This is a genomic window from Pseudomonas corrugata, assembly GCF_001269905.1.
GTDB classification, from domain to species: Bacteria; Pseudomonadota; Gammaproteobacteria; order Pseudomonadales; family Pseudomonadaceae; genus Aquipseudomonas; species Aquipseudomonas corrugata.
Map to the genome: position 1 here is coordinate 30,703 of NZ_LHVK01000010.1, position 12,329 is coordinate 43,031.

8 protein-coding genes are annotated in these 12,329 nt (G+C 60.6%); all 8 read right to left on the bottom strand.

Annotation, left to right across the window (positions count from 1 at the left end; all coding sequences use genetic code 11):
• Nucleotides 1-174: 174 nt before the first annotated feature.
• Nucleotides 175-3,747 carry a glycosyltransferase gene (locus AD665_RS16835; protein WP_053192886.1) on the bottom strand — a complete coding sequence of 1,191 codons (3,573 nt, stop codon included), beginning with the start codon at nucleotides 3,745-3,747 and terminating at the stop codon, nucleotides 175-177.
• A gap of 91 nt (nucleotides 3,748-3,838) precedes the next feature.
• Nucleotides 3,839-5,404: a flagellar hook-associated protein 3 gene (locus AD665_RS16840; protein WP_024778633.1), complete on the bottom strand. Its 1,566-nt coding sequence runs from the start codon at nucleotides 5,402-5,404 to the stop codon at nucleotides 3,839-3,841.
• 13 nt (nucleotides 5,405-5,417) lie between these two features.
• Complete coding sequence (flgK, locus tag AD665_RS16845; RefSeq protein ID WP_024778632.1) at nucleotides 5,418-7,484, bottom strand: flagellar hook-associated protein FlgK; 2,067 nt, start codon at nucleotides 7,482-7,484, stop codon at nucleotides 5,418-5,420.
• 10 nt (nucleotides 7,485-7,494) lie between these two features.
• The gene (gene flgJ / locus AD665_RS16850; protein WP_024778631.1) at nucleotides 7,495-8,802 is read right to left on the bottom strand and encodes a flagellar assembly peptidoglycan hydrolase FlgJ; all 1,308 of its coding nucleotides are present in this window, start codon (nucleotides 8,800-8,802) and stop codon (nucleotides 7,495-7,497) included.
• 10 nt (nucleotides 8,803-8,812) lie between these two features.
• Complete coding sequence (locus AD665_RS16855) at nucleotides 8,813-9,898, bottom strand: flagellar basal body P-ring protein FlgI (RefSeq protein ID WP_033034505.1); 1,086 nt, start codon at nucleotides 9,896-9,898, stop codon at nucleotides 8,813-8,815.
• A 45-nt stretch (nucleotides 9,899-9,943) separates the two neighbouring features.
• Complete coding sequence (flgH, locus tag AD665_RS16860; RefSeq protein WP_024778629.1) at nucleotides 9,944-10,639, bottom strand: flagellar basal body L-ring protein FlgH; 696 nt, start codon at nucleotides 10,637-10,639, stop codon at nucleotides 9,944-9,946.
• Nucleotides 10,640-10,691: 52 nt separating this feature from the next.
• Nucleotides 10,692-11,477 (bottom strand): flagellar basal-body rod protein FlgG, encoded by a 786-nt coding sequence (gene flgG, locus AD665_RS16865; RefSeq protein WP_024778628.1) that lies wholly within the window; start codon nucleotides 11,475-11,477, stop codon nucleotides 10,692-10,694.
• Nucleotides 11,478-11,526: 49 nt separating this feature from the next.
• Nucleotides 11,527-12,264, bottom strand: coding sequence for a flagellar basal body rod protein FlgF (locus AD665_RS16870; RefSeq protein WP_024778627.1), 738 nt, complete (start codon nucleotides 12,262-12,264; stop codon nucleotides 11,527-11,529).
• Nucleotides 12,265-12,329: the final 65 nt, after the last annotated feature.

Below are 12,329 nucleotides of genomic sequence, written 5' to 3' on the forward strand. Positions count from 1 at the left end.
GAGCGCTCCGAGTTCGTCGCAAGCGCTCGTTTTATGGCGATATGAGGGGGACTTGCAGGAAACGCGCCAGCTCGATAACACCCATCTGGAGGCAGGGAACAGAGAGTCAGGCAAAACGATCAATAGAAGGAACCCTGCGGGAGCGAGCCGACTCGCTCCCGCAGTACGCGACATTCAATCCGGCAACCACCCCCACAACCAATGCTGCAAATTATCCCCACTGAGCATGAAGTCACGCAGCACCGCTTCGCGCAGTTCATCGCCCATGCGATAGCTGGCATCAGGATCGGCCAGGTGCATGCGAATCGCCCCGATCCACTCCTCGGTACTGTTGCTGCGCACTTTGGTACAGGGCAGGAAGCCGTCGTAGGCCTTGGTGTCGGTGCAGATGACCGGATAGCCACAGGCGCCGTACTCCAGCAAACGCAGGTTGCTCTTGCAGTCGTTGAAGATGTGGAACTCCAAGGGGGCCAGGGCCAGGTCGAGATTCAAGCTGGCCAGCTTGAACGGATAGTGGTTCAGCGCAACTGAGCCGTGGAACTCATGGACATAGGGCCGCAACGCCTCCGGGCACATGCCGAAGAATACCCATTCCACCTCATCGGCCAGTTCACGGACCACGTCGGCGATGATTTCCAGATCGCCGCTGTGGCTGGTCCCGCCGCCCCAGCCAACCCGTGGTTTGGATGACGTACCGCGACGGCTGGTCAACCGGGCCCACGGCTCGGGTGTCAGCATGTTGGGCACGACGCGAATCTCGCTGTGCATGCTGGACAAGGCATCGGCCAGCGCCTGGGTCGTCACCACGACGCGATCGCACAGGCCAATGCCCTCACGAAGCATCTGTTCGGTGTTGACCGGCTTGTTGCGAGCGTGGGTGTTTTTCTTGGGAGCACTGACCACATAGTCGTCGAGTTCGAAGATCCGCAAGGCGCTGGAATATTTCTTCATTCGCAGGATATCGCCGGCAGAACCTTCGCTGTATCGCCCTTGCAATACGATGCTATCCGGTGACAATCGCTCGATGTCGACAGTAGAGGGCGACTCGTAGGCGATCCGGGCAATCACCCGTCCGGCAGCTTCAAGTTCGGCCAAGGGGGCCGTGACACGATAATGGCCGACCGCAGTGGCGTTGACCGGCAGCCCCAGTATCAATGGCAGCGCACGGGTACAGAACGGGTTCCAGTTGTTACGCAATGAGGGTTCGAGGCTGAAGCTTGACGCCCCAAGCCCCAGAGAGGGACTGTAGGCCGGATCCCGTGCGATCTGCGGCAACCATTTGCGATAGAAGACTTCGCGCTCACGCTCCAGCAATGTCGCCTCTTCAGGCTTGACAGACGTCGACTGAGGGACAACCTGCATGACACTGGCATAGGGCGTCCAGACCACCAGGTACCCGTCCTTGCCCGCGCGCAAGCACATGTCGACATCGCTGAGGCCGAGACTGAAAGTTGCCTCGTCGAGGCAGCCCAGTTCCTCGAATACTTGCTTGCGAACCATCAGGCAATCGCTGCTGACCGAACTCCAGTTCTGCGTCGTATGCAAACGTTGCATGTAGCCGCGGGAGGCCGCCGATTCACCATGAAACGGCGTGCCCACCGGCCCGGCCAGACCAAGGATCTGTCCACCGCCGACAATCGCGCCCTGGGGACTGAGTATCCGTGCGCCAACCACCGCGACTTCCGGGCGCCTGGCATGATTGAGCAGCTCATCCAGCCAGTCATTTTCACAGATGACAACCTGCGGACTGAGCAGCAGCAGGTATTCGCCCCGAGCCTGGCCCGCGGCAAAGTTGCGCACTGCGGCGTCGCTGTCATCGCCGGCATAACGCAGCACGCGCAACATGCTCGCGCCCAACTGGGCCATGCTTGCCAGCCAGTCGAGCATGGCCGGGTCACGGACACCGCTGTCCACGATCAGTATTTCGTAGTGAGTGTAGGCCGTGCGTTCGATCAGGCTTTCGGTGCAATGCTGCAGTGCTGCAAGCGAGTCACCGGTGCGCACGATAATGGACACCAACGGACGAGCATCATGGTGGTAGCTGATGCGATTGATCAGCGGCAGGGTATCCCGCTGAATCTCATGGCTCACGCCGATGCGATCCAGGTGCGCGCCGACCAGTGCGGCATTGCCCTCGATGACCTCGGGCGACGATAGCCATTGGGCGAAACTCAGGGTGGATTCGACCTGGATTTCGGCAATGTGCTCAATGGTTTGTGGGCCAGCTTCTTCGACCAGACGCCATACCAGATCCTGAGGCGCCAACTCACCACGAGCCGGATCGAAACCGCCCAGGGTCATGAACCGCTCACGCTCGAAGGCCAGGGTTCGCCCGATGTAGGGATAGGCACGCATCAAGTCCAGATTGAAATCCGGCTTGAACACTGGCTCGAAGGACTCCCCATCCACCAGCGCCCCTTCGTCGCTGTATATGCAGAGAACTCCCTGCCTACCCGCCACACGCTCGGCCAGGATCAATAATGTCGAATCGCGCAGGATGTCGCCCGCTTGCAACAGGTAGAACCAGTGCGCACCTTCGAGCTGTGCAACGATGGCATTGAGTTGGCGCGGCCAATCGGCTTGGTAGGGCAACTGCAACACTCGCTCGCCGGCCTCGCAATGGGCATCGGAAAGGACCACCACGGCCTGTGCCGGGTACAGTTGGCCATCAAGGCTGCACAATGTCTTCGCAAGCGACGTCGCATCGCCCTGGGCATCGATGATCACGGGCACGATGTTCGGACGAAACGGCCAGCTATCGATGCGCGCCGGCATGACACGCTGCTCCGCCTCGCTGAACCGGCGGATGGCCAACCACTCGCGGTAAAAGTCCTCGTAACTCTCACTCTGCGCCCCTACCCGGCCATTAACGACGGTATTGCGGTTGCCCAGTACGCGGGTAACACAGAGTTCCTGCCAGGCATGAGGCTGATCAGTGGTTTTGCTCAACTCGATATAGCGCACCCATCCCGATGCTGGTGCGGCTTCACCACTGCGAGCAGAGAGCATTTGTGCCAACCACTCCCACTCCACCTTGGCAGCCTTCAGCATTTCAGGGGTTCTGCCCAAACGCTCTGCATACTTGCGCTCGACGCTCAATACCGTGCTCAACGCGATCAGATTGCCACGCCGCATCAGGCAGACGAACAGTGCGAAGTCGAGCATGGCGACAAAACCGGCGCCGTCCTGAATCAACGCAGGCAACAACTCCAGCACATCGACGCGACGCATCAGGGCAGAACTGAAATTCCCAATGAAATTGGTCGGCGTGCTTTCGAGAATCGCCAGCATGTCGTCGCCCTTGAGCACGGCATCGCTTGGCGAAAAACGGCAGTTATCAATACGCGGCGGCAAAATGAAGTTACCCGCGTCACACAACAACCGCAGCGCAAACACCACGGTTACATCAGCATGATCCATCAGCGCCTGGGCCTGGATGGCGATACTCGGCGCAAACAGCCGGTCGTCATCACACAGCACCTTGATGAACTCGCCTTGCGCCTCTTCGACACAACGCAACAGATTGCCCTGAAGTCCCAAACGCTGTGGATTTTTCAGGTAACGGACCGGATGGGCCGGCTCGGTGAAAGACTCGACGATGTGGCGAATATCATCGCCAGGCGAATCGTCGCAAACGATGATTTCGACGTGTTCGTAGGTCTGGGCCAAGGCGCTTAGCAGTGCCTGGTCAAAAAAACGGGGGTTATATGCGGGGATGACGATGCTGACGAGGGGAAGTGGCTTCACGGCAAAAATCTCGAGCGGCGGACTCCGACCCTTTCAGGCCGGAGCCCCGGAACCGCTTAGAAAGACGGTTGGCGGCTCGGTTGATACCGGCTCAGATCTTGTTGAACAGGCCCAACTGGGCAATTTTGCTGAAGGCCAGCTGAGAGGCCTGAAGCATGGTCTGCTGCAAGGTCAGGCGGGTCATTACCTCGGCCGCATCGGAATCGCGAATTGACGATTGGGTCTGGGTGTTGGCCTTGATCAAGCTTTGATTGGTATCGCTCTGGGTGTCCAGTGCCTGGCCACGCCCCCCTACCGAACTCAGCGCGCTGGACAACTGATCGGTACCGCTCGCCAGATTGCCAATGCCAGAGGCCAGCGAGGCCTGCAGCTTCTGCACCGCGATCGGGTCACCATTGGTAGGAGTATTCAACGCGGCTTTCAGTTGGCTTACGGTATCCAGAATGTTCTGGGTTTCATGGGTGTTGACCGCAATACTGAACTGATCATCAGCCGCTGGCGCGCCATTCAGAGTAAAGCTCACGCCCGAAGCGGTTGCCACGTTGCCGACCAGGGTACCGCTGGAAACCGGCTGGCTGTCAGCGGTCAATGGGGCGGCGTAGAGATCGAAATCGGTCGCACTGGTGAATTTCAGTACCGCCGAACCAGTAGGGAAACTGGCGTGGTATGCCACTGGGTCGGTGATGGCACTGTCCGTGATCTGCGTCGCGGTCGAATTGCCCGGGCTGCGTGTCGGGACGAAAGTGTCCGGCTTGGCAGCCAATGTGAAGGTATGCCCGGGCAACACGGCACCGGCTGTATCACCGGTTTGCAGGTTGATGTTCAGGGTCAGCTCCACACCACGGAACGTCACCCCTTGGCCGCTCTTGCTGGCAGGGTCGAAAGCACCGCCCTGGCTAGCTTCGGCAGTCACATCGTTACCGCTTGAGTCTGTGATTTTCAACTGAGTACCGCTGGCAAACTCTACGGTGTAGGGCTCGCCACTGCGGAATTGGTTGTTGTAGGTGACGTTGGACGACACCTGGCCGTTGGACAATACCACGCGCCCATCATCCACCGCCGGCGCGGTCATGGTGACCTGGCTGCGGCTGGTATTGACGGCCTGCTGGAAAACTTCCCAGCCAGTGCTGTTGGTGGCCATGGACATGGTGTCACCGACAGGCAGATCCAGAGTCACCTGATCACCGTTGTAGCTGTAAGTACCATCATTGTTGCGGGTGAATGGAACGGTATCGCCCTTGGAGCCAGCGAAAATATACTTGCCGTTCTCGTCCTTGCTGTTCATCAGCGTCAATAGCTGTTCTTCGATCTGTCCCAACTCCGAAGCGTTGGCCTGACGGTCCGCATCGGTATAACCGGCGTTGCCGGCGCCGACGGCCAACTCTTTGGCTCGCTGCAGCACATTGCCAATGCTGGTCATCACTGCTTCGGTGGTCCCCAGGGTCGCCTTGATGGTATTGGCGTTGGTTTCGTACTGGGACAGCATCGACGCCTGCGTGCCCAACTGCAGCAGGCGAGAAGCACCCACCGGATCATCGGCAGCAGTGTTCACGCGCACCAGGCTGCTGGCCTCTTCGCTGGTCTTGACCACATTGGCGAAGTTCTTCTGGTAGTTCGCAGCCGTGCTTTCGTAAAACTGTGAGGTAGAGATGCGCATGGGCTACGGCTCCTTAAAGACTGTTGATCAATGTGCTGAAGATTTCCTGCGCCGCCTTGATGATCTGCGAAGACGCGGTGTAGTACTGCTGGAACTTGACCAGGTTGCCGGTTTCCTCGTCCAGATCCACGCCTGACAGCGAGTCGCGCGCGCTCTTGGCGTTGTTCAGGATCGCGCCGGTGGCAGCGCTGTCGAGCTTGCCCTGGGCGGCCTTGGAGCCTACGCCCTCCACCAGCTTGCCGTAGGCATCGTTCAGGGAAATACCGCCGCTGGAGGAGCCGGTGTCGACGGTCTTGGCCGTCTGCAAACCGGCCAGGACGCTGCCGTTACGGTTGTCCAGGCTGCCAGCTTGGGAGAGGCTGACATTGATGGAGGAACCATTGGACGGCGAACCGGCGATGGACATGTCAAAGGTGACCGTGCGCTGTACCGGTGGCACGGCCGAATCCATGATCGGGTTGCCACTGGCGTCCTTGAGCGGAACACTCAGGCTCAATGTATTGCTCTCACCGGGCTTGATCGTGCCATTGCTGATCTGTACGCCCTTGGCATCGAGTAACTGGTAGGCCTGGCTGGTGCCGTCGGCCGAGGTCGCTCCGAACACCACCTTGACCGGCATGGACGTCTTGATGCCGTTCTGAATGACCGTCGTCGTGGCCGCGTCGTAGATATCCAGCTTCGTCGTCAGGGTCGGCTGCCCACTGGCAGGGATGGTCAGCGTGCCGCTGCCACCCGGCACGATGGCTGCGCCCAGAGGCGCGGCAATCGCCAGCCGCTTGGAGTCGGTCATCTCGGTCTTGATGTTGCCCGCCGCGTTGCGGGTCGGGGTGATCTTGAACGAGTCGCCGGCTGCTGCGGTGCCGTTGGCGAAGGTCAGCGAAAAGCCGTCGATCTCCGGCGCAGGCGTCGTCGCGGTGCTGAACGCGCCCATCGACGAGCCATCGGGCAGGCGCTGGACGGTGTAGTTGGTACCGCTGGTGAACGTGACCTTGTAGTCGTTGGTGGTCAGTTGGCCGGCGTCCGTGATGGCCACGTTGAAATTGCCGGAACCTGCACTGTTGTTCAGCGCGGCAACGCTGCGCTGACTGACCTGCGCGGTACTGTTGATGTCGTTGAACAGGTTGGAACCAAAGGCACCGTTCAGGTCGATGCCCGACGCCTGTATGGTGTTCATCTGGTCAGCAATCACCAGCGCGACGCGGCCCAACTCGTTCATGGCCGGATCGAGGACGGTACTGCGGTAGCGCATCAGGCCGCCGATTTCGCCACCGGTGAGCACCGAAGTGAGGTCCATGGAGCTGGAGCTGCTGTTGAGCTGGATACCCGTGCGCCCCGGATCGTTCTTGTCCGGCACGGCCTCCAGGGTATTGGTGACAGTGCCCATCACCAGCGGTTGACCGGACCCCAGGTAGATGTCCAGGCTGCTGCCGTTCTCCACGACCTGGGTACCGGTGAAGGTGGAAAGCTGGCGAATGGCTTCGCCACGGGAGTCCAGCAGGTCGTTAGGCGCGCCGCCCGAGTTGGAAACTTCGGCGATTTTCTTGTTCAACTGAGCAATGGTGGAAGCCAGTTTGTTGACCTGTTCAACCATGCTCGACAGGTTGCCATTGATGTTTTCGCTTTGCTCCGTCAACTGACTGGAAATCGAGTTGAACCGATTGCTCAAGGCCTGGGCATCGCTGAGCAGCAACTGGCGGGACGCATCGTCACCAGGCTTGGCGTTGACGTTCTGCACCGACGCGAAAAACTTGGTCAGCGCGCCGTTGAGGCCGGTGCCGCTGTCCGAGAGCAAGGAGTCCAGAGGCGTGATCTGGCCCTGATAAGCCGCCGCATCGCTGTTGAGCGAGGTGGTGGTTTTCAGTTGCGCTTCAAGGTAGGAGTTGTAGACCCGGCGCACATCGGCCAGGGTCGTGCCGGATCCGATGAACACGTTGCCGTATTGATTGGAGGCCTTGGTGGTCTGCACGGTCTGCTGACGCGAATATCCGGCGGTATCGACGTTGGCAATGTTGTTACCCGTGGTCACCAACGCGGTCTGGCTGGCTGACAGACCCGACATCCCTATATTGAGCAAACTCATGGTTCAGACCTTATAAAGTCGTGGTGGCGCCTGCGGATGCGTAGTTCTGGGAACTGGTCATCTGCCGGGCTATATGCGAAATCTTGCTGGCGTAGTGCGGGTCGGTGGCGTAACCGGCCTTTTGCAACTCGCGTACAAACTGTTCCGGGTTATCGGCCGACTTCAGCACAGCTTGATAGCGACTGTTGCTTTGCAGCAGATTGACCAAGTCATGGAAGCTGTCGCGATACGAGGCGTAGGAACGGAACTCGGCCGTCTCCTTGACCATCTCGCCATTGCGGAACTCACTGGTGATTGCCCGCGCCGAATCGCCCTTCCAGTTCTGGCTGGCCTTGATGCCGAACAGGTTGTGGCTGCTGCTGCCATCGGGTTGGCGCATGACCGACTTGCCCCAGCCGGTTTCCAGGGCCGCCTGAGCCACCAGGTATCGCGGATCGATGCCGATGCGGGCCGCCGCTTCCTTGGCCATGGGCAACATGGCGTTGACGAATTCGTCGGCATCCCGGAAGGCCTTGCGGGCCGGCGCCAATGGTGGTTGTGCCACGGCGCGACCATAGACCTGCATGTCCCCACTCGACCCGGAGGCCTTGAGCGCGGCCAGCCAGTCGCCATTGGCCATTTCGCCGGAGGTGGACTGGGTGGCGCTGACAGCGCGATCCGAGCGGATGTTCTGGACCGGCGCATTGATATCAGCGTTGGTCGATGCCGACGGCACCAGCCCGGCCAACAGACGGTCGGCCAGTTTCGGCGGCAAGGCCAGTCGACGCTGGTTGAGCAGCTCCATGTCGTTTCGATGACTGCCCTCGCCCGCCCCTTGCGGTGCGCTGACGGCCCGCGAAGCCCAGAGCGGACGCTGGCCGCTGAGGCGCGACAATGGCCCGTTGGTGGGCAATGTTCCGGCAGCCACCGGGGTGGGCACCGCCTTGACCTTGTCCAGCGCCTCTTGCTGCTTGGCAGCCGACGCAGCGGCTGCTTCGCCCGGCGCCAGCGGCTTGTTCTTGGACATCTGGCGCAGCAGGACATCGGCCAGGCCGATACCGCCACCCTCGCGAGACATGGAAACGGCCAACTGCTGGTCGTACATTTCCTGATACTGCTTGGCTTCAGGCGTATTCATTGGGTTGTCCTTGCCCAATGCCTCGGTGGCGGAACGCATGGACTTGAGCATTTCGCCGAGGAACAGCGACTCGAATTCCTGGGCCACCTTACGCAGGTTGCCATCGCTGTTCTTGTCGCCAACCTTGAGTTGGTTCAGGCGGTTCAGGTCCGAGTAGGAGCCCGAGTCCCCGCTGATCAAAGCGCCCTTGCGCATATCCATGGCCCGCTCCTCAAATCACGATCAGGTCGGCTTGCAACGCGCCGGCCTGTTTCAAGGCTTCGAGAATCGCCATCAGGTCGCCCGGTGCCGCGCCGACCTGGTTCACTGCCCGGACAATTTCATCCAGAGTGGTGCCCGGGCCGAACTTGAACATCGGCTTGGCTTCCTGTTCGGCATTGACCCGCGAACGGGGCACGACGGCAGTCTGACCGTTGGACAGCGGGCCCGGCTGGCTCACGATCGGGTCTTCGGTGATGGTCACGGTCAGGCTGCCGTGGGTCACGGCGGCCGGCGAAACCTTGACGTTCTGGCCAATCACGATGGTGCCGGTGCGCGAGTTGATGATGACTTTCGCCACCGCCTGGCCCGGGTCGACCTCGAGGTTTTCCAGGATCGACAGGTAGTCGACCCGCTGGCTCGGATCCAGGGGCGCGGTGACGCGGATCGAGCCACCGTCAATGGCCTGAGCCACGCCTGGGCCGAGCATGTCGTTGATCTTGTCGACGATGCGCTTGGCGGTGGTGAAGTCGGAGCGGTTGAGGTTCAGTGTCAGGCTGTTGCCCTGGTTGAAACCGCTCGGCACCGCACGTTCCACCGACGCACCGCCAGGGATACGGCCGGCCGACGGAACGTTGACGGTGATCTTCGAACCGTCGCGTCCTTCGGCATCGAAACCGCCCACCACCAGATTGCCCTGGGCGATGGCGTAGACGTTGCCGTCGATACCCTTGAGCGGCGTCATCAGCAGCGTACCGCCGCGCAGGCTCTTGGAGTTACCAATGGACGAAACCGTGACATCCACCTGCTGGCCGGGCTTGGCGAACGCCGGCAGATCGGCATTGATGGACACCGCCGCGACGTTTTTCAACTGCACGTTGCCCGAGCCTGGCGGCACCTTGATGCCGAACTGCGACAACATGTTGTTGAAGGTCTGCAGGGTGAACGGGGTCTGGGTAGTCTGGTCACCGGTACCGTTCAGGCCCACGACCAGGCCGTAGCCGATCAACTGGTTGGAACGCACGCCGGAAATGCTGGCGATGTCCTTCAGACGCTCGGCTTGAGCGGTGAAGGCTGCCGACATCACCAACACACCCATCAACAGCTGTTTGAGGTTCAACCGCTTAAGATTCAACTGGACCACCTAGAAAGGGAACTTCGGGCTGAGGAAGAAACGGTCGAACCAGCCCGGCTGACTCGCATCGGCGAAGGCACCGGTACCCGAGTAGGTGATGCGCGCATCCGCCACACGGGTGGAAGAAACGGTGTTATCGGTAGCGATGTCGTCGGCGCGAACCATGCCGGCGATGCGCACCAACTCGTCACCGGTGTTGAGGGTCAGCCACTTCTCGCCACGCACGACGATGATGCCGTTGGGCAATACGTCGGCGACGGTCACGGTGATGGAGCCGGTCAGGCTGTTGCTCTGGCCGGACTTGCTGTCGCCCTTGGTGGCCCGGTCGGAGCCATAACCGGCGTTGAGGCTCAGGTCATTGCTGCCAATGGGGTTGTTGGTGGTCAGGCTGGAGCCGAACAACGAAGTGAGGCCGACACTGGTATTGCTGGTTTTGTCCACCTGGGAGTTAGCGTTCTTGCTCGCCTGGGTCCGCTCGTTCAGGGTGATGGTGATGATGTCACCGACCCTGAATGCCTTGCGGTCGCTGTACAGGTTCTGCTCGAAACCGGCCTGGTAGATCGAGCCATTGTTGGCAGCGGCCGGCAGCGGCGTGCGCGGCAACACCGGGGCGTAGTACGGGTCATTGGGCCTTGGCGTAGGCGCGACACAGCCGGCGAGCGCGGTGACCCCACTCAATGCCAGAACAGATACAAAGCGTTTCATGACCCTACCTCTCGGTGTTGCAGGCGACCCTGAGGCCGCCCTATAGAAGTGATTACAGATTCTGCGTAACGAACGAAAGCATCTGGTCGGCAGTGGAGATCACCTTGGAGTTCATCTCGTAGGCGCGCTGGGTGGTGATCATGTTGACCATCTCCTCAACAGTGCTCACGTTGGACGTTTCAAGGGTGTTCTGCAGCGTGGTGCCGAAACCATTCAAACCCGGGGTGCCGATTTGCGGCGCACCACTGGCAGCGGTTTCCAGGAACAGGTTGTTACCCACCGCTTGCAGGCCGGCCGGGTTGATGAAGTCGGCGGTCTGCAGGTTGCCGATCACCTGAGCGGCCGGGTTGCCCGCCACGGTGATGGACACGGTCCCGTCGCGGCCCACGGTGAAGGTCTGGGCATCGTTCGGGATGATGATGGCCGGTTCCAGGGCAAAACCGCTGGCGTTGACGATCTGGCCATTGGAGTCCAGGTGGAACGTACCGTCACGGGTGTAGGACGTGGTGCCGTCCGGTTGCAGGATCTGGAAGAAACCGCGACCGTCGATGGCCATGTCCAGCGGCTGCTCGGTGGTTTGCAGGCTGCCGGCGGTGAAGTTTTTCTGGGTACCGACAATGCGCACACCGGTACCGACTTGCAGGCCCGACGGCAGTTCGCTGTCCTGGGTCGACTGGGCACCTGGTTGACGCTTGACCTGGTACAGCAAGTCCTGGAATTCGGCACGATCACGTTTGAAACCCGTGGTCGAGACGTTCGCCAGGTTGTTGGAAATGGTAGTCAGGTTGGTGTCCTGGGCGGACAGACCTGTTTTGGCAACCCACAGAGCCGGAAGCATTCGATTCTCCTCGTACGCCTGATTTTCGGCGCGACGCTTTAATTAATGGTTAGATCTGCAAGACCCGAGCCATGGCCTCGTCGCCTTCTTTGGCGGTGTTCATCATTTTCACGTGAAGCTCGAATTGCTTGGCCAGGGCCAGAACCGAAGTCATCTCGTCCACAGCATTGACGTTGCTCGCTTCCTGGAAGCCCGACACCAATTGCACGCTGGCGTCGATCGGTGCCGGCTGGCCATCCTTGGTACGGATAGAACCGTCCAGGCCCTTGGTCATGTTCTTGAGGTCCGGGTTGACCAGCTTGATACGGTCCACTTCAGCCATCACGCGCGGGCCCTCGCCCATGGCACGGATACTGATGGTGCCGTCCTGGCCGATTTCGATTTTCTGCTCCGGCGGCACGGCAATAGGACCGCCATTGCCCATCACAGGCATGCCATTGCCGGCCCGCAGCACGCCCAGGGCGTCAACGTTGAGACTGCCGGTGCGCACGTAGCTTTCACCGCCGTCGGGGTTCTGCACGGCCATCCAGCCCGGCCCACTGACCGCCACGTCGAGGTCGCGACCGGTTTCCACCAGCGCACCCGGGGTGAAATCGGTGGCAGGCCGCTCGGACATTGCAAACGCCCGCGCCGGAAAGCTGTCGCCGAACACCGGCATCGAGCGCGCCTGCTCCAGGTCTTTCTGAAAACCATTGGTGGAGATGTTCGCCAGGTTGTTGGCATGGGCCCGCTGCGCCAGTGCGTTCTGGCTGGCGCCGGTCATTGCCACATAAAGGTACTTGTCCACTGTCGTTCCTCTGCATGCCGGACGTTTGCCGCCCACTGCTGTGTTGCACAGCCTTAAGCAATTTG

Coding starts and splice junctions, on each gene's coding strand:
- AD665_RS16840 (WP_024778633.1), bottom strand. CDS start 5,404: ATGCGCATCTCTACCTCACAGTTTTACGAAAGCACGGCTGCGAACTAC.
- flgK (WP_024778632.1), bottom strand. CDS start 7,484: ATGAGTTTGCTCAATATAGGGATGTCGGGTCTGTCAGCCAGCCAGACC.
- flgJ (WP_024778631.1), bottom strand. CDS start 8,802: ATGGATATGCGCAAGGGCGCTTTGATCAGCGGGGACTCGGGCTCCTAC.
- AD665_RS16855 (WP_033034505.1), bottom strand. CDS start 9,898: ATGGGTGTGTTGGTGATGTCGGCAGCCTTCACCGCTCAAGCCGAGCGT.
- flgH (WP_024778629.1), bottom strand. CDS start 10,639: ATGAAACGCTTTGTATCTGTTCTGGCATTGAGTGGGGTCACCGCGCTC.
- flgG (WP_024778628.1), bottom strand. CDS start 11,477: ATGCTTCCGGCTCTGTGGGTTGCCAAAACAGGTCTGTCCGCCCAGGAC.